The following is a 20,876-nucleotide window of genomic DNA, read 5'->3' on the forward strand; positions in this document are numbered from 1 at the left end:
ATCAAGCGTTCATGCCATCCACCAGAAAAATCGCTGTCATCCTCAACGCGTCTGCAGGGTCGGGGTGCGATGAAAACTCGGCCCGAAGTTTTGCAGAGAAGTTTGCAGCCCATGGCATTGAAGCCAAAGTCACTCTGGCCAGGAACGGCGGTGAACTGGTGGGTGCGGCACAGCAGGCGGTGAAAGACGGCATGCCCATGGTGGCGGCAGGCGGCGGTGATGGCACGCAGAACGCGGTGGCGTCTGAACTGGTTGGCACGGACATGATTTTTGGCGTACTGCCCATGGGCACCCTCAACCACTTTGCAAAAGACCTGGGCATTCCGCTGGCCATGGACGACGCCATCGCGACGATTGCTGCCGGGCACAGCACGCAGATTGATACCGCAGAGGTCAATGGCCGCAGGTTTTTGAACAACTCCAGCCTGGGCCTGTACCCCGACACCGTGCACCTGCGCGAAATCCAGCAAAGCCGGCTGGGGCGCAGCAAGTGGCCGGCCTTCTTCTGGGCTGCGCTGACCTCGCTCAAGCGTTACCCCTTTCTTGACCTGCAACTGACGACAGACAAGCGCAGCTACCGGCAGCGCACGCCTTTTATCTTTATCGGCAACAACGACTACATCATGGAAGGCTTCAACATCGGCGCGCGCAGCAGCCTGCAGGATGGGCGGCTGAGCCTTTACTTTGCACACCGCACAGGCCGCCTCGGGCTGTTGGTGCTGGCTGTGCGCGCCGTGTTTGGCCGCCTGAAGCAGGCAAAGGATTTTGAAATGCTGCACGCCACAACGCTGACGGTTGCAAGCCGCCACCGGCATTTGCGGGTGTCTACCGATGGTGAGGTCAATGTCATGAGTACACCGCTGGTGTACAGAATTGTTCCCCGCAGCCTGAATGTGTTTGTGCCACGCCCGGCATCAACGGAAGTGAAGGAGTAAACACCATGCGCACCATCGCCCATTTGTCTGACCTGCACTTTGGCCGCGTGGATGCTGCGCTGCTGGACCCGCTGACCGAATTCCTGCACGCTGCCAGGCCCCATGTGCTGGTGGTGTCGGGCGATTTGACGCAGCGCGCCAAATCAAAAGAGTTCATCGCAGCGCGCGCCTTTCTCGATGCCTTCGACATGCCCAAAATTGTGGTGCCCGGCAATCACGACGTGCCGCTGTACCACGTGTTCCGGCGCTTTTTCAGCCCGCTTGGGAGGTACCACGAGCACATCACCACCGACATGGAACCGTTTTATGTGGACGATGAAATTGCGGTGATGGGCATCAACTCTGCCCGTTCATTGACCTTCAAGGGTGGCCGCGTGAACAGGGAGCAGCTGGAGCGGGTGCGGGCGCGCCTGGACCCGCTGCATGACAGGCTGGTCAAGGTACTCGTCACGCACCACCCGTTTGATTTGCCGGCCCACATGGACAAGGACGACCTGGTGGGCCGTGCGCGCAAGGCCATGAAGGAGTTTGCCAACAGCGGCGTCGATGTGCTGCTGGGCGGCCACATGCATACCAGCGAGGCCATCACCACAGATGCGCGTTACCAGCACGGCGCCTATTCGGCGTTGTCGATACAGGCGGGTACCGCCACGTCAACCCGGCAGCGCGGTGAGGTCAACTCGTTCAACATGCTGCGCGTGGCGTGTGACCGGGTGGAAGTCGACGAGATTGGCTGGGCTGCAGAAGAAGGCATCTTCAGGAAGACCGGCATGCAGGCTTTCACGGGGACCAAAGACGGCTGGGTGCCTGCAGGCTCCCGGGATGCGCCGCCCGCTCAGCCGCCTGTTCAGTCACCTGTTCAATAAGGCAGGGCGAACCCGTTTTTACCGGCGTTCAGGCGCAGCACAGTCGGCTTGCCTGCCACTTCCTGTGCAAAGAGCGATACGCTGGCGCCGGGCACCAGCAGGCTGCGGTCGCCGGGGCGTGAGGTGACGACAGGTACATCGGCCGGGACGATGACGGTTTTTTCGCCGTCCTTGTATTTGAGCTTGAGTGTCCTGCCTGCGGCGCTGTTCGATATCGTTCCCACATCATCAACCGTTGCATTCGTCATGGTGCTTTGCGGCAGCAGGTCAAAAAGGCGGTGGCCTTCACCAGTGCCGCGTGCTGCTTCGGGGAAGACGCTGACGGCAATGGCACGCTGCGTGCCATCGGCCTGCGGCATGGCGGCGGTGCCGATGTAGCTGCCGGGCTTGATGTCTTCAAGCCTGATGGGGTAAACCTCTGACACGACCAGTTTGTCGGAGATAAGAAGGTCAACCACCTCGCCGCTGCGGTCCTTCACCACCATGCTGGTGGGCGTGACGCTGACGATGTTGCCGCGCATGCGCACGACAGGCGGGGTTTGTGCGGCGGCAATGCTGGTGGCGAGGAAAAAAGCACAAAAGGCTGCAAAGGCACGGCGTTGTTGCATGGGGGCTCCGTTATGTTTTGTTGTGAATGCGAAAGCTATTGTGGCCGCTGGGCAAGGCAACCTGCGTTATCAATGCCAGCAGCACATATTCACCACCGCTGCATTGCTCACCTGCCGGCCTGTGACACCAGCATAGGCTTGTCTCTATAGACCTCGGGCATCACCAGCTTGAGGTTGGCAATCTTGGGCCTGTCAAACCTGGCGATGTAGGGCTGGTTGGGGTTGAGCGTGGCGTAGTCCTGGTGGTAGGCCTCGGCCGGGTAGAAGGCGATGGTGCCGCCCAGTGGGGTGAGCTGGGTCACGATTTTGTCGGGGTAGACCTTTGCCGCATCAAGCTGGGCGATGTATTTTTCAGCCACCTGCTTTTGCGTGGCGTCCTTGTAGAAGATGGCAGAGCGGTATTGCGTGCCGCTGTCGGGGCCCTGGCGGTTGAGGGTGGTCGGGTCATGCGCGACCGAGAAGTAGATTTGCAGCAGCTTGCCGTAAGACACGACTTTGGGGTCGTAGGTGACCAGCACCGATTCCGCATGGCCGGTGCGGCCAGAGCCGATCATGTTGTAGCTGGCGGTGGACTTGTCACCACCCGCATAACCCGACACGGCATTCAGCACGCCGTTGGTGTGCTGGAAAACTGCCTGCACGCCCCAGAAGCAACCGCCTGCAAAAACGGCTGTTTCGCGTGCGGCCTGCGCGGTGGCTGGTGCGTCCATCGCGGGTGGTGGCAGCTTGACGGCTTTTTCTTCCGCCAGGCTCATGCCCACACCGCCGCCAAAAAATGCAAATGCAGCCAGGGCAACAGCGCCTGTGGCAAAAAGTGTTTGTTTGATCATCATCATGCTGCCTTGAAGTTCATCGCCACGCCGTTCATGCAATAGCGCAGGCCTGTGGGTTTTGGGCCGTCATCAAACACATGGCCAAGGTGGCCGCCGCAGCGGCTGCACAGTACCTCGGTGCGTTTCATGAAAAGGGTGGTGTCGCTCTCTTCAACAACGGCGGTTTTGGCAATCGGCTGGTAAAAGCTGGGCCAGCCGGTGCCGCTTTCAAACTTGGTGGCAGACGAAAAAAGCGGCAGCGCGCAGCCGGCGCAGGCAAAGGTGCCTGGGCGCTTTTCCTTGTTCAAGGGGCTCGTGTAGGGTGTCTCGGTGCCGGCTTTTCGCAGCACGCTGTACTGGTCTGGCGTGAGCAGCTTCTTCCACTAGGCGTCGGTTTTCACGATTTCATAGGCGCGCGCCGCGTGTGCGGGCGACGACAGCAGCAGGCCGCGTGCGCCGGCAATCAGGGCAGGGATGGCGGCCAGGCTGAAAAGGGAGTTTCGTCTCGACATCATGTTGTAGTCTTTCTTTGTACTTGATGAATCAGTGGAGGTAGGAGTGTTGGTCTGGCCAACAGTTCATTTCTTACGGTTGTTGCCGTTCCCGCACGATTACTTCTGTTTACGCTGGCAAACTCCAAACCGATTCAAAATACCGCAAAACAGCTAAAAACCCGCGTCTTGTAGGGGCATTGCGCCGCAGTCCTACAGTCGGGCAAACACGACCCGCCTAGACTCGGGCCTGCATATGACGACACCCCCAAACCCGTCCGGTATGTCCGGTACGTACACCTCCCGCTTCAGGCAGTTCGCAGACCGTGCCTGGTACCACCTGCGCCACCCCACCCGGCGCGGTGTTCTGCTTGCTGTGGCGGCAGTACCGGCGCTGTTGCTGCTGTATGTGTTGTTGCTGATTCCTTTCACGCCCAGCATTTCAGACCTGCGAAAAGCCAAGACAGCCAAGCCCTCCGTGGTGCTGTCGGCTGATGGCAAGGAACTGGCAGTCTTCAAGCGCGCCAACCGTGACTGGGTCAAGCTTGAAGACATTTCACCTAATGTCGTGAATGCGCTGATTGCGACTGAAGACCGCCGTTTTTATGATCATCACGGCATGGACTTCAAGCGCACCGCCGCAGCCGCAGTCAACACCTTCAAGGGTGACCTGCAGGGCGGCTCGACCATCACGCAGCAGCTGGCGCGCAACCTGTACCCGGAAGACATTGGCCGCTCGGCCACGCTGACGCGCAAGATCAAGGAGGCCATCACGGCGCTCAAGATTGAGTCGGTCTACACCAAGGACGAGATTCTTGAGACCTACCTGAACACCGTGCCATTTCTCTACAACGCCTACGGCATAGAGATGGCGGCGCGCACCTACTTTGACAAATCTGCCGATGAGCTGGATGTGCTTGAAAGCGCGACCCTGATCGGCATGCTCAAGGGCACCAGCTACTACAACCCCGTGGTCAACCCCGGCCGCGCGCTTGAGCGGCGCAACACGGTGCTGGCGCAAATGGTCAAGCACGGCAAGGTGCCTGAAGCAAAGCTCGCAGCGCTGAAGAAGATGCCGCTCAAGGTTGATTTTGAGCGCCAGGAAGAACCGCTCGGTTCTGCACCGCACCTGGCGCAGCAGCTCAAGCGCTGGCTGATTGAGTGGGCCGACAGGAACGACTACAACATCTATGCCGATGGCCTGGTGGTGCGCACCACCCTCGATTCGCGCCTGCAGAACATGGCCAATGCAGCCGTCACCATGCAGATGGACAGGCTGCAGGCAGTGGTCAATTCAGACTGGCGCCTGACCTCTGGCTGGAATGCCAAAACACGGCCGGGCCAGGCGCGTGAGCTGGTGCTGGGTTTCATACGCGACTCGAAAGAATACAAGGCCGCGCGGGCTGCAGGCTACAGCGATGATGAGTCGATCAAGGCCATTCAGGGCAATGCGACCGTCCTGCAGAAACTGCGTAATGACAAGCTGCGCCTGCAGGCCGGCTTCATGGCCGTAGATCCGACCAACGGCCATGTGAAAGCCTGGGTCGGCAGCCGTGACTACGCCAGCGACCAGTTTGACCATGTTTCGCAGGCGCGCAGGCAGCCGGGCTCGACCTTCAAGCCTTTTGTGTATGCCGCAGCATTTGAAAACGGCTCACGCCCCAATGATGTGTTTGTGGACCAGGCGCTGGAAATCCCCTTGGGTAATGGTGCCTTCTGGCGGCCCGGCGATGCGGGTGGCCCCAGCGGCGCCACCATGACCTTGCGCCAGGGTTTGATGTATTCAAAAAACAGCATCACTGCGCAGGTCATGCAGGGCGTAGGCCCGCAGCATGTGGCCAAACTGGCGAAATCAATGGGCGTACGGCAGAGCAAGATGGACGAGGTGCTCTCGCTCGCACTGGGCACCAGCCCTGTAACCCTGAAAGAAATGGTCACCAGCTACAGCACGCTGGCCAATGACGGGCGCTATATCGAGCCCATGATGATTGCCCGCGTGGAAGACCGCAATGGCAAGGTGCTGGAGCAAATGGTTGAACCCGTGGCTGAAACAGCGATGCAGACGACTGTGGCCCAGACGGTTGTAGATGTGTTGCGCGGCGCCGTTGACCAGGGAACCGGCGCGGGCATACGCAGCCGCTACGGCATACGCGCTGACGTGGCCGGCAAGACCGGTACGACGCAGGACAACACTGATGCCTGGTTCATCCTCATGAGCCCGCAACTGGTGGCGGGTGCCTGGGTCGGGTTTAACGACAACCGCGTGACCATGGGCTCGGGCTGGGGCCAGGGTTCACAGGCGGCACTGCCCATCGTCGGCGAGTTTTTCAGGCGCGCCTACCGTGACAGGGTGGCAGATGTGAATGCCAGATTTACAGCCCCACGCGACACCAGTGTGGCGGACCCGGCCCCTGTAGAGATTGAGGTCAACAGAACACCTGCGCCTGTTGAGGAACCGAGTCCCATAGACCGAAGCGTGAGTTTTGCCAACCCCGCCGCGCCGCGCGAGGGCAGCTGGCAGCCTTCGCCCGGCATCAGATATGTCACTGTACAAGTGCCTGCTGCAGAATTACAGGGACCGCAGCCGGTGGCCAATGCCGATATCGTTCCGCGCGACCTGCAGCCGCCGGAGCCCCGCAGGCCTTGATGCCGCCAGCAGGAACCGCCACAAGCCTTTAAGCTGGCGACATGAATTCGTTCAAAAAGCCGGTTCTCATGACTATTGCGAAAGTTCTCCATCGGGCGTCATGGTCGGCATTGATGGCCGGATGTGCCTTGCTTGCAGCCTGCAACCAGTGGTCGGAGGACTCGCCGCAGGATGACATCCAGCAAAAACTGGTCGGCAGCTGGCTGCGCGAATACAACCAGGAAGGCGCCCATGTACGCCGTCTGCTGGTGCTGGGGTCTGATGGCCAGTTCACCGAATCTGCAAAGGTCGTGATGGGTGATGCGGTGACAACGCACCAGCATGCGGGGCGCTGGCTTTATGACGGCATGAACCTCAAGCGCCACTACACCAGCTTTGACGGCGTGCAACCCTCATCACCGGTACTGCCCTATGCCACCTTCCAGGTGAGGTTTGAATCCAGCCGCGAACTGGTTGGCACAGATAACGTGCGCAGGCGGGAAGTGCGTTACCAGCGGGTGGAAGATGGCTCGGCGCTTTGAGGAGTTTTAACGGCCCATGAAGGGCCCATGCAAACAGGCCGGTTCTGCCGGCCTGTTTAACTCGGGGAGACTGTATCTCCCGGAGCTTTGATGCCCTCAGGGCATCTAAAAAGTCGAGGCACCATGCAAGTGCCGTGGCGCTGATCAGCGCTTGTCCAGATCCTTGTGCCACTGGGTGCCGGCATCCCTGGCCTTGTCTGCTGCGTCTTCAATGTTTTCCTTCACGTCGCCGACGGTCTTCTGTGCCTTGCCTGCAAATTCACGTGCGTGGCCTTTGGCTTCCATTTGTTTGTTACCCAAAGCCTTGCCGGTGTGCTCCTGGATCTCGCCAGCAGCTTCCTTGATCTTGCCTTTGACCTGGTCCTTGTTCATGAGTTTTCCTTTCGGTTGGACATGGAAAATTCCATGCCTTCAAGTTAATGGCAATGAAAATTCTGCAAAGCAGGGATGCGCCGCAGCGTTTTGTCAGAACCGGCCTACACCGTCGTTACAGGTAAAAACATGCGGCCATGCCTGTGTAAACGCCTATGGACAAGGTGATGCCGGACGCCCAGGCATGTGAGTTCAGTCGAGTGCTGTGTTGCCCTAAAGACCCAGGGCCTTGTACACACGCAGCGCAGCATATGCGTCGTTGGCGGCATAAACAAGTTGCGACTCGTTGAGTCTGTCATTGGCCCAGTTTGACGTGGCGGCTTTTTTTGACTTGATGAATCGCTTGTTGAACAGCACAGCCACTGCGCCGCGTACGCCCATGTCCTTGCGGTAGCCGCGTTCGCGAAAAATCACGTTCAGTTCCAGCACGCCCTGCAGGTCAACACCGAGCTTGTGGATGATGCGGCGGCGGTCATCGCCCAGGCCGAAGCCAGCCTTGATGATGTGCGGTGATTCGAGCAGCACGCCGACGGCGCGGCGGCATTCGGCATCGGTGAGCTGGAAGATCCAGGCTTTTTCAAGCGTTGACAGCTGTACGATGTGCGGCCCGTCGCTGGCCTCGTTCTTGAGGAAGGTGGGTTTGGATTCGGTATCGAAGCCCAGCACTGTTTCGCCTGCCAGGTCTTTCAATGCCTGGGCCGCCTGTTCAGGCGTAGCCACGACCTGGATCTGGTTCAGGTCCAGCCGGTCAAAGACTTCAAGCAGTGCAATTTCTTCCTTGCTGGGTGTGTGGAGTTTAGGGCCTGTTAACATTATTTTCAGGAGTGCGAACGGGGTAAAAACAGCGCCAATCAAGGCGCGCGACGACGGCAAGGCTCCTGCCTTGCCTAGGAGTGCAACGCTGAGTGGCGCTGTTTTTACCCCGTTCCCTGCGGGTTGTGATCAAAAGGGCCGTGCGCGGCGTTGCAAAGCCTTGCCGGGGTCTACCCCGGCTGCGTTTTGCGCCTTGCGCACAGCCCTTTTGAATCACAACGCACCTCCTGAAAATAATGTTAACAGGCCCTAATCATGTATGGATCAAAATAGGGTCTCGAGGCCTTCAGGCTGTCGTAGCCTGTGTGCGCAAGCCACAGAGCTTACCTGTTCAACCCGATGACACTCCCTTTGCTCACCACATAACCGGTACAAACATTCATGGCAACAGCCCAGGCCATCACGACGGACGAGTTCAAACTCTTTCCGTCACCACGCAACCGCCATCGCACCATTTTTGAATGTCAGGTGTTTGTGCCTTACCCCTACATGCTGATTGACATGGATAGCTACGGCTTCAAGGGCAAATCAAGCCTCTTTGCAGCCTACAGGCTCAGCGATGAAAAGAATGGCCAACTGGTGACGCTTGAGCTGCCTGAAGACGAGATCAAATTCAAAAAACTCTTTGTGCCGGATTGACGTGCCGGATTGAACCCTGATGAACAGCAAGACAAAAACAGGATTGAGTGGATTGGCCGGCCTGGGTGGGCTGGTGTATTCAACCGACGCGGGCCGCATGTGCCCTGACTGTCGCCAGCCGGTAGCGAGCTGTACCTGCAAACGGTCGGTGATCCCCAAAGGCGACGGGGTGGTGCGCGTGAGCCGCGAGACCAAGGGCCGGGGTGGCAAGAGCGTGACGCTTGTGAAAGGCCTGGCGCTGGATGCTGACGCACTTGCACAGGTCGGCAAACAACTGAAGACTGCCTGCGGTTCTGGCGGCACCGTGAAGGAAGGCGTGATAGAAGTGCAGGGTGACCATGTCGACACCGTGATGGCGGCGCTGCAGAAGCAGGGCCATCTCGTCAAAAGGGCAGGCGGCTAGCCGGGCGATTTGATGGCAGCAGAGGGTGGCTGTAACAGCGTGACTGACAGCCTGATGGGCCCCAGCATTTTTTGCAGTCCGGCCTGCACGCTTTGAACGTTGCTGCGCTGCGGGTCAAACGCGACAGCCAGCGCTGCTGGCTCCATGGACACGCGTGTGCTGCCTTTGTCCACGCCCGCTGTGGCCTCACCAAGTGCGATTATTTTCTGGCGCATTGCTTCGTTGCGTGTGACGGGGCCATCCCATGCAAAAAAGGCCATCTGGTGCTTGTTGGCCAGCGTGCGTTGAAGCAGGGCATGGTCGTACACCGCCGCGATGCGGTCTTCGACGCAGTAGCCACAGGCGACGGCTGCCGTGCCAGCCAGTGCCAGCCACAGACAGAGCGCATGGCGGGTGAGTCGAACTTTCATTTGCCGGCCCCCGCCTGGGGCTTGCCCGCCTGCGCATCGACCCAGTGAAAATAGGCCATGTATTGCCGGATCTCGGCGTCCCCCAGGCCCTGGTTGGGCATGGGAATGTTGTTGTATTCCTTGAGCATGGCCTTGGCATCGGCATCGGTCTGCAGCATCTTGTCGGGTGACTTGAGCCATTGCGCCAGCCAGGCGTCGGTGCGCCGTCCGGTCACGCCAGCGAGGTCGGGCCCGAGCTTTTTGCCCTGGCCAATTGAATGGCAGGCCAGGCATTTGCTTTCAAACGCCAGCTTGCCTGCGGCCGTGCCCGCGTCTTTTGGCGTGGCTGTGGCCTCCATGTTGTGGTGTTCCAGTTCGCTTTCTTTTGGTTTATCTTCGGTAGATATCAGGCCGACAGCGCCCTGTGAAGCGTTGGCGAAGTGGTGATCCACCATGATGTAGGAGCCGGCTTCCGGGATGATCATTTCAACAATCGCGCTGTTGCTGGAGCCCAGCAGCACCGTCTGCATGCCGCGCATCTGGTTGTCGGGGTTGCCGTCCATCCAGACGCGGTCAAAAATCGTTCCAACCACGTGAAAGCTGGATGTCCTGCTTGGACCCACGTTGAGTACAAACAGCCTGACGCGTTCGCCCGGTTTGGCGGGCAGCGGATTTTTCACCATGCCGTTATGAACGCCGTTAAACACGGTATGCGTTGGCTGCGCGGCCTTCAGGCGTTCGTTGTCAAGCACATAGAGCGGCGCACCGTCAGCCTTGCGGCCATCCGCATCGGGCCTGGCGTAAAACTCGCTTTGGACAACCAGGTATTCGCGGTCCACCTTGGTTGGGTAGCCTTCACGCGGTTCCACAATCACCGCGCCGTACATGCCCGAGGCGATGTGTTCAAGAATCATCGGCGTGCCGCAGTGGTACATGAAGACCCCCGGGTAATTGAGCGTGAACTCAAACTCTATGGTCTGCCCCGGTGCCACCGAACGGTACTTGTCCTGGGGTGAGACCATGGCTGCGTGAAAGTCCATGGAATGCATCATTGGCGCGGCTGTCATGGCGATGCCGGGTGCAACTTCATCGCTGCGGTTGGTCATGCTGAAGCGGATCTTGTCGCCCACCCGTGCCCGAATCGCCGGACCAGGCACCTGGTCGCCAAATGTCCAGGCGCTGAACTTCACGCCGGGGGCGATTTCAATGATCTTGTGGGTTGTGTCGAGCCTGATCACTTTGACGGGTTCTGGGTCTAGCGGCTTGAGCGCCGCACTCATGTTCAGGGAGGCACCGCTGGCAAACGCGCCGGTGTGCCGTTCGTTGCTGAGCCGGGCCGGGGCTGGTTTCAGGTCCATGCTGGCCGGATCGTAGCGATCAACCACGGCTGTAGGTGCTGGATTGCAGGCACACAGGGCGAATGCAGCGCTGCACCCCGCGAGAAAACGGCAGATTGCGGTGTACATCGATGGCGCCTTTTGTAATGGTTGGTCGCTTGCATGATGTTCCCGGGCTGCGGAGTTTTATATGATGCAGATCAATGAAGTGCTCAATAGGGGCATGCCAAAAACCTTTGCTCATTCTGCATGACCATGGATTCCGAACAACTGGAACTCTTGCTGACCCGCGAGATGCCTTATGGAAAATACAAGGGCAGGGTGATTGCTGATCTGCCGGGCAACTACCTGAACTGGTTTGCCCGCGAAGGCTTTCCCAAGGGTGAAATCGGGCGCCTGCTGGCCCTGATGCAGGAGATTGACAGCAACGGACTCAAACCGTTGCTGGATCCGCTGAGAGGCAGAAACCCCCGTTGAAGTGCCGGCCATGTTTTGCCATTGGATTTGAAAAGGCACGATGTAACGGGTTTAGGCAAGCGGGGGCCGCGGGACTGGCTTCGCCAGACCGCAGGCGCCGTCCCCTGAGAGGGGAGAGGAGGCTACACGCAGTGAGCCTCAACAGGGGTGAACCTGTTTATTTTTTCATCTCGTCTTTCTTGGCCATGCCGTCCTTGGCCATTGCATCCTTGCCCATCGCGTCTTTTTTCATGGCATCTTTTTTCATGCCGTCCTTGGCCATGCTGTCCTTCTTCATGCCGTCTTTGGCCATGGCTTCAGGCTTTGCCATCGCATCCTTGCCCATGGCATCTTTTTTCATGGCGTCCTGGGCCATGGCGCTGCCGGCGAAGAGCACGCATGCGGAGATCAGGGTTGCAGTGAGGTTTTTCATGTTGTCGTCCTTGGTAAAAATGATTGATCAATCGTTGAATGAATGGCACAGGGATGTGCCGCGTCTGGGGTAAGCCGATCGCTCAGCTGCCCCCGAACCAGTTGTAGCCCTGGTCTTCCCAGTAGCCGCCAGGGTAGGTGTTGGTCACAAAGATCGCCTGGATATGTTTCGGATTTTTGTAGCCCAGCTTGGTGGGCATGCGCAGCTTCATCGGGAAGCCGTATTTGGGCGGCAGCACCTGGCCGTCGTAGGTGAGTGCCAGCAGCGTCTGCGGGTGCAGGGCGGTTGGCATGTCTATGCTGGTGAAGTAGTCGTCTGCACACTTGAAACCGACGTACTTTGCGGTGGTGTCTGCGCCAATCAGTTTGAGAAAGCTGGCGAAGGGCACGCCGCCCCATTTGCCGATGGCGCTCCAGCCTTCGACGCAGATGTGGCGCGTGACCTGGTCTGCCTGCGGCATGGCACGCAGCTCCGGCAGCGACCACTTGCGTTTGTCGGTGACCATGCCCGCCACTTCCAGGCGAAAGCCTTCCTCGGGAACCACACGCACTTCGTCTTCGCCGTAGTAGGCATTGAAGGGGAAGGGCCGGGTGATCATCGACTCGGGGTAGGTTGGGGCCAGCCGGTTGGGATCGAAAAGCAGTCCCTGCAAATCGTCGTTGATACGGGATATGCGGCCCAGGGCGGCATTGATGCTGGCGCTGTCGTCCAGCACGCAACCGGTCAGCATGGACAGGCCGCCCAGCGTGAGCGTTGAACGCAGAAAATTGCGGCGGGGGTTGCTCAGCTTGTTGGCGATGGCGATGCGGTCGACAGCTTCTTTCAAAACTGCATCTGAATCGATGCCGAGCTTGCGGGCTTGTTTGATGTTCATGAGATTTCTCCTGGCGCCTAGCGTCCGCGAACCATGTAGACCAGCGTTTTCGGTACCAGTGCGACCATGACAACGTGGATGACGACGAAGGCTGCGAGGCCGGCCATTGAAAAGAAGTGGACGAAGCGTGCGCCTTCATAGCCACCCATGAACTCACGCAGGATGGGGAACTGAACCGACTTCCACAGCACCAGGCCGGACAGCACAAGCACGATGCTGTCTACCATCACAAAAAGGTAGGCCAGGCGCTGCACTGCGTTGTAGTGGGTGGGGTCGGCATGCGCCAGCTTTCCCTTGAGCGCCGCCAGCATGTCGGCCACCAGTGCGCGTGGCGAGAGCGGAAAGAATTTGTGAAACAGGCGCTTGCTGAAGATGTTGAAAGCCAAATAGAGCAAGCCGTTGAAAATCAGCACCCACATGGCGGCAAAGTGCCACATCAGGGCGCCGCCCAGCCAGCCGCCCAGGGTGATGTCTGCCGGTATGGCGAAACCGAGAAACGCCGTCGCGTTATAGATGCGCCAGCCGCTCATCATCAGCAGCACGACCGCAATGGCATTGAGCCAGTGCATGGCGCGCAGCCAGCCGGGGTGTATCAAGGGTTTGGTGCTCATGGTGAGGTCCTCGTTTTGCGGTCTTGCCGCTTTGTTGTATTTGCAGGATTGGTCGCGGCAATACGCCAGGTCTTACAACTGTTTTGATTTTTTTTGGGATCAAGGTGCCTGAAGCACGCGGGGCAAGCTATACGAAGTGAGCGACCGTGGGGGGTTCTTCTTCGCAAGCAGGGGCCGCGGAACTGGCTTTGCCAGGCCGCAGGCGCAGCGGCCCCCTCGGGGGGCAGGGAGCTACACGCAGTGAGCGAGCGTGGGGGCTCTTCTTTGCAAGCAGGGGCCGCGGAACTGGCTTTGCCAGGCCGCAGGCGCAGCGGCCCCCTCGGGGGGCAGGGAGCTACACGCGGTGAGCGGGCGTGGGGGCTCTTCGTCGCAAGCAGAAGCCGCGGAACTGGCTTTGCCAGGCCGCAGGCGCAGCGGCCCCCTCGGGGGGCAGGAAGCTACACGCGGTGAGCGGGCGTGGGGGCTCTTCTTTGCAAGCAGGGGCCGCGGAACTGGCTTTGCCAGGCCGCAGGCGCAGCGGCCCCCTCGGGGGGCAGGGAGCTACACGCAGTGAGCGACCGTGGGGGCCATTTACATCCTGAGGTTCTTGTTAAAGAACTCCAGGGTCCGTCCCCAGGCCAGTTTGGCGGCGGCTGCATCAAAGCGCGGCGTGGTGTCATTGTTGAAGCCGTGCTGGGTGCCGGGGTACTGGTACGCGGTGTGCGGCACATTGGCGGCCTTGAGCGCTGCTTCATAGGCTGGCCACGAGGCGTTGATGCGTTCGTCAACAGCGGCGAAATGCATCAGCAGGGGTGCCTTGACCTTGGCGGCATCGGCGGGTGATGGCTGGTTGCCGTAGAAGGGCACGCCTGCATTGAGCTCGGGCATGCGCACCGAGAGCATGTGCACCATGCCGCCGCCGTAGCAAAAGCCGACTGCGCCGATCTTGCCGTTTGACTCAGGTCGGTTCTTCAGGAAGTTGGCGCCCGCGACAAAATCCTCCAGCGCTTTTTTCTGGTCGAGTTTGGCGAACTGTTCGCGCGCCTTGTCTTCATCGCCTGGGTAACCGCCCAGTGGGGTGAGGGCGTCAGGCGCGAAGGCGACAAAGTTGTCGAGCGCCAGGCGGCGGGTGATGTCTTCAATGTGGGGGTTGAGGCCGCGGTTTTCATGAATGACCAGCACCGTGGGGAGCTTGCCCGTCATGCCGGCAGGTTTTGCCAGATAACCTTTCATGGTGCCGTTGCCCGCGGTTGATGGGTATTCAATCATCGCGGCCTGGATGCGTTTGTCGTCCTTGGGCACGACCTGCGCACGGGCGAAGTCGGGGCTCAGGGCCGCGAGCAGGCCGGCCGCCGTCACGCCGCCGACCGCAAACTTCTGCGCCCGGTCAAGAAAACCGCGCCGGTCTATGGTGCCGTGCACATAGGCATCAAAAAGAATCAGCAGTTCCTGGTCGAAATCCTGGGCGGTCTTCAGTTGCATGGCTATCGCTCCTTGCGGTGGGTTGGGTGACAAGAATCCTGAGGCTGCGCCGGCGTCAAGGCTGCCTTGGAGATCGCAGCATAACGCTCGCGGTGAACCATGGACACCCGGCTTTCCCCTGCCTGTCGCTGCGTGGGGCCCCCTTTTCGTGCGCTATGGAAAGCGTAGCTGGTTGCGTTGGGACAACAACGACCGGCGGGGTTTTGCCTTCCGGGGCTGTTTTGATCCTATAGTTTGAAACCGGTGGTAACAGTAAGTTGTGCAGGCGTAACAGGTGTGGGAATGGCCACGCCGGCGCGAGTACCATCAAAACGCACGGAACACTGTGCAGGTGGCCCGGGCGGACTGCCTTGAAAACACAACAACAGGAGTTACCGTGAACCTGACTGGCTTGCTCATGACCTTTCTCGGCTTGCTGCTGGGCGCCGTGATCGGCATAGGCGGATATGTCTGGTGGCTACGCAGGCAGGCCAGCGAGTCGCTTCGCCTGCCGGACAAATGGCCCCTGGTTTCCCGGGTGCTGATCACCAATGAAGAATACGAAGTGCTGAAGTGGCTGCGCACGACTTTTCATGACCACATGGTGATGATCAAGCTGCCTGTGCTGCGTTTCACCAAACCGACAGACCTTGACAAAAACGGCGGCGGCAAACGCTGGCAGGATTTGCTGGGCGGCGTCTACTGCACCTTCACCATCTGCACTGCCAATGGCAACGTGGTCGGTTGTGTCGATGTGCCGGGCAAACGTGGCATCAGCAAGTCGGCCCGTCAGGTCAAGGAATCGTTGCTGGAAGACTGCCGCATCGCCTACACGCTGGTTCGCAGTACGGCATTGCCCAGTGGCAGCGCGATGCGTGCTGCCTTTCTGGGTGAGGTGGAGGTGGAAGAGCAGGTCGAGCACCAGCCGACCAGGGGCGGGGACAGCAGCTTCCACGCTGACCTGGACAGCTTCACCCGGCAAAAGCGCCTGGCTGCAAAAGATGCTGCGCTCAGGGAGCTCAACAAGGGCAACGACGTCAAACCCGAGCCCAAAACGCAACCGGCGGGTTTTAACCCCGATGGCACCGGGTCTTTCACCACGAGGAAGCCTGACCGTTTCCCGCAGCAGTGGGATGACTCATTTATCGGCATGGATGAAAGCCGGCCTGCAAAGCTGAGCTAGTTTTCCGCTCTGGCACTGCGCGCCGGGGAGGGAGCTAAATACGGCGGCTGCGTAATGGCTTTCGCCATTTTTTCGCGGGCATGGTGTAAATTCTTTGCTGTCATTTCGCATTGCGTGCCACGCGTATTGCGCTTTACCCATCACGTTTTTGTAGTTGCAGCCCCGGCTGTGCTGCATGCCATCTTTTCTAAAGGATTCACCGCATGCCCCACAGCGTTTCGCTGATCAGTACTATCGCCGCCGGTCTTGGCCTGGCCCTCATCTTTGGTTTTATTGCTGCGCGGCTACGCCTGCCGGCCCTCGTCGGCTATTTGCTTGCTGGCGTTGTCATCGGCCCTTTCACACCGGGTTTTGTGGCTGATGCCGAAATTGCCAGCCAGCTGGCCGAAATCGGTGTGATGTTGCTGATGTTTGGTGTGGGTCTGCATTTTTCGCTGGACGATTTGCTGGCGGTGCGCAAGATCGCCGTGCCGGGCGCCGTGGTCCAGATGACCGTGGCGACTGCATTGGGCATGGGGCTGGCGCACTGGTGGGGCTGGAACCTGGGCGGTGCCCTGGTGTTTGGCCTGTCGCTGTCATGCGCCAGTACCGTGGTGTTGCTGCGCGCGCTGGAGAGTCGCAACATTCTGGACTCCGCCAACGGCCGCATCGCTGTCGGCTGGCTGGTGGTTGAAGACCTGGCCATGGTGCTGGTGCTTGTGATGCTGCCGCCGCTGGGCGGCTGGCTGTCTGGCAAGGCGGGCTCTGATGTGAATGCCCTCTGGAAGACGCTGGGCGTCACCCTGCTGCAGGTGGGCGGTTTTGTGGCGCTGATGCTGGTGGTGGGCAGGCGCTTCTTCCCGTGGGTGTTGTGGCAGGTGCAGCGCACCGGCTCGCGCGAGCTGTTCACGCTGTGCGTGGTGGCTGCGGCAGTCAGCATTGCCTACGGCTCGACCATGCTGTTCGGCGTGTCGTTTGCGCTCGGTGCCTTTTTTGCAGGCATGGTGATGCGTGAGTCGGAGTTCAGCCACCGTGCGGCGGAAGAGTCGCTGCCGCTGCGTGACGCTTTTGCGGTCCTGTTTTTTGTATCGGTCGGCATGCTGTTCGACCCGTGGGTGATCATCGAGCGGCCGCTGCAGGTGCTGGCAGTGGTTGGCATCATCGTGGTGGGCAAGTCGCTGGCGGCGGGCATGCTTGTCATGGCTTTCCGCTATCCGCTCAACACCGCACTGACGGTGTCGGCCAGCCTGGCGCAGATTGGCGAGTTCTCTTTCATCCTGGTCGGGCTGGGCGCATTCTTGGGTTTGCTGCCGCCCGAGGGGCAAAGCCTGGTGCTGGCGGGCGCGCTGATTTCGATTGCCACCAACGAGCTGGTTTTCAAGGCCGTGTCGCCGCTGCAGAAATGGCTACTGGCCAAATCACCGCTGGCCCGCAAGCTGGAGGCACGCGACGACCCGACAGCCGAGCTGCCTGCGACGACCGAAGCCAAATACCTGGCGAAGCACGTCGTGCTGGTGGGCTACGGCAGGGTGGGGCGGCGCATAGCGGAGGCCCTGACGGCCAGGCAGATTCCCTTTGTGGTGGCCGAGCAAAACCGCGAGATGGTCGAGCGCCTGCGCGCCCAGGGCATCCCCGCAGTTTCGGGTGACGCCGCAGAGCCTGATGTGCTGATACAGGCCCACATCGCGCATGCCCGCATGCTGGTGATCGCCACGCCAGACACGCTGGATGTGCGCCAGATGATCGCGTCGGCACGGGCGTTGAACCCGACCATAGAGACCGTGGTGCGTACGCACAGCGAGGCTGAGGCGAAGCTGCTGGCCACCGAGAATGCCGGGCACATATTTCTGGGTGAACACGAACTCGCGTTGTCGATGACGCGGCATGTGCTTGAGCGGGTGGGGCCTGAGCCTGCTTGACGCCTGCCAGCAGTTTTTTTCGAAAAACAGCTGTTATAGCTATAACAGCTGTTTCCGAGCCCCTGCAACCACGGGTTGAAGGCCAAAAACCACCGAAAAAGCGCGAAAAATGGCCATTTCTAAGTGCCAAATCGGGCTGCAGGCCAATAAATACGCACGTGAGCAGCTACGTAATTGATAGCAATTTTGCTCTTTCGTTTACAGGCCCTGGTGATTGCAGGCTGCCCGGATGCTGGACAGCGCGGCCGTCAAACCCGGCAAAGCGCCGAAGCCGTCAAATTCTCGTGCGGCCGATTTACCAGCCAGTCGTCCGCCATCCGCCCGTGTGTAAACACCGCCGAACAGGCGGCTTCAAAAGCCTGCTGCCCGCCGGCCATGGCCGCCCCCACCATGCCTGCCAGCACATCGCCCGTACCGGCAGTCGCCAGCAGCGCATTGCCTGTGGGGTTGATGCAGCTGGTCTGGCCTGGTGACGCGATCACGCTGCCTGAGCCTTTGAGCACCACCACCACGCCGAAACTTTCAGCCAGTTGCGCCGCGACCTTGAGCCGGTTGGCCTGCACATCGGCTGCTGTGATGCCTGCCAGCCGCGCGGCTTCCAGCGGGTGCGGTGTGAGCACGGTCTTGTAGCCGCGTCCATGCCGCGCCTTCAGCAGCGTCTGCAAGGCGCTGTCGCTGGCAATGGCATTGAGCGCATCGGCGTCCAGCACCAGGCGCGGTGCACTCGACAGCACTTTGGGCAGCACGGCCCTGACAGCCTCACCGCCACCACAGCCGCAGACGACCACCTGGGTTTTCAGGTCAAGCGCATCCGGGCTGCGAAACATGAGCTCGGGTTGAACGGGGTCCACCGTCAGCGCGGTCTGGCCTTCCTCACCCAGCAGGGCCACAAACACCCGGCCCGCACCGTTGAAAAGTGCTGCCCGCGCCGCCAGCAGTGCAGCGCCAGCCATGTGGCTTCTGGCGGTCGATTCGCCGCCGATGACGGCTACATCGCCGAAGCTGCCTTTGTGGCTGGCGTGCGTGGCGAGGACCCGTGAGCGCGGCAGCGCGCGGTCTTCGCCCAGCAGCCGGGCGTCGGGAGGGGGGCTAGTCGTGACGCCAAGGTCATCAAACCAGACCTCGCCTGCGCAGTCGCGACCTTGCGCCGTGAAAAGACCGGGTTTGAGCGTCAGCAGGCTCAAGGTAAAACGCCTGCCGGATGATGAGGCGTTCGACGATGGCAGGATGTGCCCGGTGTCGGCATCCAGCCACGTGGGTACATCCACGCAGAGGCAGGGCTGGCCGCTGGCCTGGATCAGTGCCAGCCAGGCATGAATTTTTGCGCTGCCGGGGCGCTGGGGGTCTGCTGTTGCGCCTATGCCCAGCAGGGCATCAATGCAGAAGTCAAAGTCAGCGGGTGGCTGCTCTGCCACGGGCACGCCTGCTGCCAGGGCGCGCCCGTGTGAGAGCTGTGCGTCAGGCGGCAAAGCTGCCTTGCCGGCCAAGCCCGTTGAGGGACCTGTCCAGGTCAACACCACGTTTTTGCCCCAGCGGTGCAGATGTAGCGCCGCCTCAAAACCGTCGCCGCCGTTGTTGCCGGGGCCGCAGGCGATCCAGATGCGCTGTGCATGCGGTGCGAGGGCCAGCGCGAGTTTTGCGGTGGCCAGCCCTGCACGCTGCATCAGCGTGTGCGCGGGCAGGGCGGCGGCAGCCTGTTGTTCCATCGCACGGGTGGTGGCGACGCTGTAAAGCGGGAGGCTTGTGGCTCTGGTGAAACGGGTGATTCGCTGCATGGCCTGATTGTGCTGCAGCGCCCGGCTGTTTCAGGCGTCAGGCCAGGCGGCTGATGTCCAGGCCTTCCATGTCGATGTCGGGCTTCCTGCCTGCCATCATGTCGGCCAGCGCACGCGCGCTGCCGCAACTGAGCGCCCATCCGCTGGAGCCATGCCCCAGGTTGAGCCACAGCCCGGCGATGCCGCTGTTGCCAATGATGGGCGGGCCGTCCGGGAGCATGGGGCGTGCCCCTTTCCACTCCTGCACGCTCGCGCCTGTATTCGAATGCTGCGCCGCGCCGGGAAACCAGTCGTGCAGAACCTTGTAAAGCGTCTGTATGGACGCGGCGCGTTTGCCCTCCAGCGTGCCGCCGATCTCGGCGCTGCCGGCCACGCGCACCCGGTTGCCCAGGCGCGAGATGGCCACCTTGTAGCGCTCGTCCATCAACGAGGAGCGCGGCGCATTGAGCGGCTCACGGATAGGCGCGCTGATCGAATAACCATAGACGGCTGCCATGGGGATCTTCAGGCCCATGGGCCTCAAGAGCCGCGCGGATGCCAGTCCCGCGCACATGACGATGCGGTCAAAGCTGCGCGGCGAAGTCTCGCCCTTGATGAGCAACCGTCCCGGGCCTGATTTGTCGATATGCGCAACATCAGTGTTGAACTCGAAATTCACGCCTGAGCGCTGGGCCTCGTTCTTGAGCAGCAGCGCGAACTGGCGGCAGTTGGCGACCTCGTCATTGGGCAGATGAATGCCGCCCAGGAACTGCGTGTCGGTGTTGATGGCCGGTTCAATCTTGCGCACCTCGTCGGCAGGCATTTCCTTGAAACTCACACCGGCTTCACGCAATACCTGCAGGCCGGGCTGCACCAGCTTGCTGTCTTTTTCACTGCGCAGCAAGACCATGTAGCCGGGGCTGCGGTCGTATTCAAGCTGCAGTTCAGCCGTCAGGTGGTGCAGACGTTCGCGGCTGTAAAAAGCCAGTCGCTGCAGGCGTGCGCGGTTGGCCAGGTAGGTGTCGAGCTTGCAGGCGCGCCACCATTTCCACATCCACGCGATGTCGCTGCCGGACAGCGGCAGGCCTATCTTGACGGGCGCATGGCGGCTGAACAGGTGGCTGAACACCTTGCCCGGCATGCCGGGTGCGGCCCAGGGCGTGACATAGCCGGGGGCGACCACGCCTGCGTTGGCAAAACTGGTTTCTTCAGCAGCGGCGCCGCGTCTCTCAAAAACCGTGACCTCATGGCCGTCTGCAGCGAGCTCATAAGCGGTGGTGATGCCGACGATGCCGGCGCCGATAACGGCAATTTTCATGCGCGCTCCGTCCTGTTGCACATCCACAGGGCAGCGCTATAAATACGGGGGGTCATTGTTGTTGGTGTTTCCGGGA

21 protein-coding genes and 1 pseudogene are annotated in these 20,876 nt (G+C 60.5%); 9 read left to right on the forward strand and 13 right to left on the reverse strand.

What is annotated here, in order from left to right:
* The first annotated feature begins 11 nt into the window (after positions 1–11).
* Positions 12–935: a diacylglycerol kinase family protein gene (locus HYX42_RS01115; RefSeq protein WP_293398761.1), complete on the forward strand. Its 924-nt coding sequence runs from the start codon at positions 12–14 to the stop codon at positions 933–935.
* Between the two features lie 5 nt (positions 936–940).
* Positions 941–1,801, forward strand: coding sequence for a metallophosphoesterase (locus HYX42_RS01120; protein ID WP_293398762.1), 861 nt, complete (start codon positions 941–943; stop codon positions 1,799–1,801).
* Here the strand turns inward: HYX42_RS01120 and HYX42_RS01125 are convergent.
* The 3 genes and pseudogenes from HYX42_RS01125 to msrB form a co-directional block, all read right to left on the reverse strand.
* Entirely contained in the window at positions 1,795–2,409 is a 615-nt protein-coding gene (locus HYX42_RS01125) for a hypothetical protein (RefSeq protein WP_293398763.1), read from the reverse strand. The two genes, HYX42_RS01120 and HYX42_RS01125, sit on opposite strands and share 7 nt — an antisense overlap.
* 107 nt (positions 2,410–2,516) lie before the next feature.
* Complete coding sequence (gene msrA / locus HYX42_RS01130; RefSeq protein WP_293399982.1) at positions 2,517–3,164, reverse strand: peptide-methionine (S)-S-oxide reductase MsrA; 648 nt, start codon at positions 3,162–3,164, stop codon at positions 2,517–2,519.
* A 77-nt stretch (positions 3,165–3,241) separates the two neighbouring features.
* Positions 3,242–3,736, reverse strand: a pseudogene (gene msrB / locus HYX42_RS01135) (peptide-methionine (R)-S-oxide reductase MsrB).
* Positions 3,737–3,995: 259 nt separating this feature from the next.
* Between msrB and HYX42_RS01140 the strand changes: the two are divergent.
* Together HYX42_RS01140 and HYX42_RS01145 are read left to right on the forward strand one after the other, a co-directional pair.
* On the forward strand, positions 3,996–6,359 hold the full coding sequence (locus tag HYX42_RS01140; RefSeq protein WP_293399985.1) for a transglycosylase domain-containing protein: 2,364 nt from the start codon (positions 3,996–3,998) through the stop codon (positions 6,357–6,359).
* A gap of 41 nt (positions 6,360–6,400) precedes the next feature.
* Positions 6,401–6,880: a hypothetical protein gene (locus HYX42_RS01145; RefSeq protein ID WP_293398764.1), complete on the forward strand. Its 480-nt coding sequence runs from the start codon at positions 6,401–6,403 to the stop codon at positions 6,878–6,880.
* Positions 6,881–7,024: 144 nt separating this feature from the next.
* On the opposite strand, the gene HYX42_RS01150 is transcribed toward HYX42_RS01145, so the two are convergent.
* Together HYX42_RS01150 and HYX42_RS01155 are read right to left on the reverse strand one after the other, a co-directional pair.
* The gene (locus tag HYX42_RS01150) at positions 7,025–7,252 is read right to left on the reverse strand and encodes a CsbD family protein (RefSeq protein ID WP_293398765.1); all 228 of its coding nucleotides are present in this window, start codon (positions 7,250–7,252) and stop codon (positions 7,025–7,027) included.
* A 213-nt stretch (positions 7,253–7,465) separates the two neighbouring features.
* Positions 7,466–8,065, reverse strand: a complete 600-nt coding sequence (locus HYX42_RS01155) for a 3'-5' exonuclease (protein WP_293398766.1) — start codon at positions 8,063–8,065, stop codon at positions 7,466–7,468.
* A 381-nt stretch (positions 8,066–8,446) separates the two neighbouring features.
* Between HYX42_RS01155 and HYX42_RS01160 the strand changes: the two genes are divergently transcribed.
* Both HYX42_RS01160 and HYX42_RS01165 read left to right on the forward strand, forming a co-directional pair.
* Positions 8,447–8,704 (forward strand): hypothetical protein, encoded by a 258-nt coding sequence (locus tag HYX42_RS01160; protein ID WP_293398767.1) that lies wholly within the window; start codon positions 8,447–8,449, stop codon positions 8,702–8,704.
* 19 nt (positions 8,705–8,723) lie between these two features.
* Positions 8,724–9,107 carry a translation initiation factor Sui1 gene (locus HYX42_RS01165; protein WP_293398768.1) on the forward strand — a complete coding sequence of 128 codons (384 nt, stop codon included), beginning with the start codon at positions 8,724–8,726 and terminating at the stop codon, positions 9,105–9,107.
* On the opposite strand, the gene HYX42_RS01170 is transcribed toward HYX42_RS01165, so the two are convergent.
* Complete coding sequence (locus tag HYX42_RS01170) at positions 9,104–9,517, reverse strand: hypothetical protein (protein ID WP_293398769.1); 414 nt, start codon at positions 9,515–9,517, stop codon at positions 9,104–9,106. The genes HYX42_RS01165 and HYX42_RS01170 overlap by 4 nt on opposite strands.
* Positions 9,514–10,854 carry a multicopper oxidase domain-containing protein gene (locus HYX42_RS01175; protein ID WP_293399987.1) on the reverse strand — a complete coding sequence of 447 codons (1,341 nt, stop codon included), beginning with the start codon at positions 10,852–10,854 and terminating at the stop codon, positions 9,514–9,516. The genes HYX42_RS01170 and HYX42_RS01175 overlap by 4 nt, the downstream gene beginning before the upstream one ends.
* Positions 10,855–11,088: 234 nt before the next feature.
* Here HYX42_RS01175 and HYX42_RS01180 point away from each other — a divergent pair, with 234 nt between their 5' ends.
* Positions 11,089–11,310, forward strand: a complete 222-nt coding sequence (locus HYX42_RS01180) for a DUF3820 family protein (RefSeq protein WP_293398770.1) — start codon at positions 11,089–11,091, stop codon at positions 11,308–11,310.
* 157 nt (positions 11,311–11,467) lie between these two features.
* On the opposite strand, the gene HYX42_RS01185 is transcribed toward HYX42_RS01180, so the two are convergent.
* From HYX42_RS01185 to HYX42_RS01200, 4 genes are all read right to left on the reverse strand, one after another.
* A complete protein-coding gene (locus HYX42_RS01185) occupies positions 11,468–11,722 on the reverse strand; it encodes a pentapeptide MXKDX repeat protein (protein WP_293398771.1) in 255 nt (84 codons plus the stop codon).
* Positions 11,723–11,804: 82 nt separating this feature from the next.
* Positions 11,805–12,596, reverse strand: coding sequence for a molybdopterin-binding protein (locus HYX42_RS01190; protein WP_293398772.1), 792 nt, complete (start codon positions 12,594–12,596; stop codon positions 11,805–11,807).
* A gap of 17 nt (positions 12,597–12,613) precedes the next feature.
* Positions 12,614–13,207, reverse strand: a complete 594-nt coding sequence (locus HYX42_RS01195; RefSeq protein WP_293398773.1) for a cytochrome b/b6 domain-containing protein — start codon at positions 13,205–13,207, stop codon at positions 12,614–12,616.
* Positions 13,208–13,777: 570 nt separating this feature from the next.
* The gene (locus HYX42_RS01200; protein ID WP_293398774.1) at positions 13,778–14,668 is read right to left on the reverse strand and encodes a dienelactone hydrolase family protein; all 891 of its coding nucleotides are present in this window, start codon (positions 14,666–14,668) and stop codon (positions 13,778–13,780) included.
* 376 nt (positions 14,669–15,044) lie between these two features.
* On the opposite strand from HYX42_RS01200, the gene HYX42_RS01205 reads away from it, so the two are divergent.
* Complete coding sequence (locus HYX42_RS01205; RefSeq protein ID WP_293398775.1) at positions 15,045–15,830, forward strand: DUF2726 domain-containing protein; 786 nt, start codon at positions 15,045–15,047, stop codon at positions 15,828–15,830.
* A 203-nt stretch (positions 15,831–16,033) separates the two neighbouring features.
* Complete coding sequence (gene ybaL, locus HYX42_RS01210) at positions 16,034–17,728, forward strand: YbaL family putative K(+) efflux transporter (RefSeq protein ID WP_293398776.1); 1,695 nt, start codon at positions 16,034–16,036, stop codon at positions 17,726–17,728.
* 248 nt (positions 17,729–17,976) lie between these two features.
* Here ybaL and HYX42_RS01215 read toward each other — a convergent pair whose 3' ends face one another.
* Together HYX42_RS01215 and HYX42_RS01220 are read right to left on the reverse strand one after the other, a co-directional pair.
* Positions 17,977–19,503, reverse strand: coding sequence for an NAD(P)H-hydrate dehydratase (locus tag HYX42_RS01215; RefSeq protein WP_293398777.1), 1,527 nt, complete (start codon positions 19,501–19,503; stop codon positions 17,977–17,979).
* A gap of 37 nt (positions 19,504–19,540) precedes the next feature.
* On the reverse strand, positions 19,541–20,800 hold the full coding sequence (locus tag HYX42_RS01220; protein WP_293398778.1) for a D-amino acid dehydrogenase: 1,260 nt from the start codon (positions 20,798–20,800) through the stop codon (positions 19,541–19,543).
* Positions 20,801–20,876 lie beyond the last annotated feature (76 nt).

Origin of the sequence: Polaromonas sp. (assembly GCF_016185115.1) — a bacterium.
Classification (GTDB): Bacteria; Pseudomonadota; Gammaproteobacteria; order Burkholderiales; family Burkholderiaceae_C; genus Polaromonas.

Excerpts from the sequence above, each read along its gene's own strand:
- HYX42_RS01215 (WP_293398777.1), bottom strand. The coding sequence starts at position 19,503 with ATGCAGCGAATCACCCGTTTCACCAGAGCCACAAGCCTCCCGCTTTAC.
- HYX42_RS01160 (WP_293398767.1), top strand. The coding sequence starts at position 8,447 with ATGGCAACAGCCCAGGCCATCACGACGGACGAGTTCAAACTCTTTCCG.
- HYX42_RS01165 (WP_293398768.1), top strand. The coding sequence starts at position 8,724 with ATGAACAGCAAGACAAAAACAGGATTGAGTGGATTGGCCGGCCTGGGT.
- msrA (WP_293399982.1), bottom strand. The coding sequence starts at position 3,164 with ATGAGCCTGGCGGAAGAAAAAGCCGTCAAGCTGCCACCACCCGCGATG.
- HYX42_RS01150 (WP_293398765.1), bottom strand. The coding sequence starts at position 7,252 with ATGAACAAGGACCAGGTCAAAGGCAAGATCAAGGAAGCTGCTGGCGAG.
- HYX42_RS01120 (WP_293398762.1), top strand. The coding sequence starts at position 941 with ATGCGCACCATCGCCCATTTGTCTGACCTGCACTTTGGCCGCGTGGAT.
- HYX42_RS01185 (WP_293398771.1), bottom strand. The coding sequence starts at position 11,722 with ATGAAAAACCTCACTGCAACCCTGATCTCCGCATGCGTGCTCTTCGCC.
- HYX42_RS01115 (WP_293398761.1), top strand. The coding sequence starts at position 12 with ATGCCATCCACCAGAAAAATCGCTGTCATCCTCAACGCGTCTGCAGGG.
- HYX42_RS01220 (WP_293398778.1), bottom strand. The coding sequence starts at position 20,800 with ATGAAAATTGCCGTTATCGGCGCCGGCATCGTCGGCATCACCACCGCT.
- HYX42_RS01190 (WP_293398772.1), bottom strand. The coding sequence starts at position 12,596 with ATGAACATCAAACAAGCCCGCAAGCTCGGCATCGATTCAGATGCAGTT.
- HYX42_RS01125 (WP_293398763.1), bottom strand. The coding sequence starts at position 2,409 with ATGCAACAACGCCGTGCCTTTGCAGCCTTTTGTGCTTTTTTCCTCGCC.
- ybaL (WP_293398776.1), top strand. The coding sequence starts at position 16,034 with ATGCCCCACAGCGTTTCGCTGATCAGTACTATCGCCGCCGGTCTTGGC.
- HYX42_RS01170 (WP_293398769.1), bottom strand. The coding sequence starts at position 9,517 with ATGAAAGTTCGACTCACCCGCCATGCGCTCTGTCTGTGGCTGGCACTG.
- HYX42_RS01155 (WP_293398766.1), bottom strand. The coding sequence starts at position 8,065 with ATGTTAACAGGCCCTAAACTCCACACACCCAGCAAGGAAGAAATTGCA.
- HYX42_RS01175 (WP_293399987.1), bottom strand. The coding sequence starts at position 10,854 with ATGGACCTGAAACCAGCCCCGGCCCGGCTCAGCAACGAACGGCACACC.
- HYX42_RS01180 (WP_293398770.1), top strand. The coding sequence starts at position 11,089 with ATGGATTCCGAACAACTGGAACTCTTGCTGACCCGCGAGATGCCTTAT.
- HYX42_RS01140 (WP_293399985.1), top strand. The coding sequence starts at position 3,996 with ATGTCCGGTACGTACACCTCCCGCTTCAGGCAGTTCGCAGACCGTGCC.
- HYX42_RS01145 (WP_293398764.1), top strand. The coding sequence starts at position 6,401 with ATGAATTCGTTCAAAAAGCCGGTTCTCATGACTATTGCGAAAGTTCTC.
- HYX42_RS01200 (WP_293398774.1), bottom strand. The coding sequence starts at position 14,668 with ATGCAACTGAAGACCGCCCAGGATTTCGACCAGGAACTGCTGATTCTT.
- HYX42_RS01195 (WP_293398773.1), bottom strand. The coding sequence starts at position 13,207 with ATGAGCACCAAACCCTTGATACACCCCGGCTGGCTGCGCGCCATGCAC.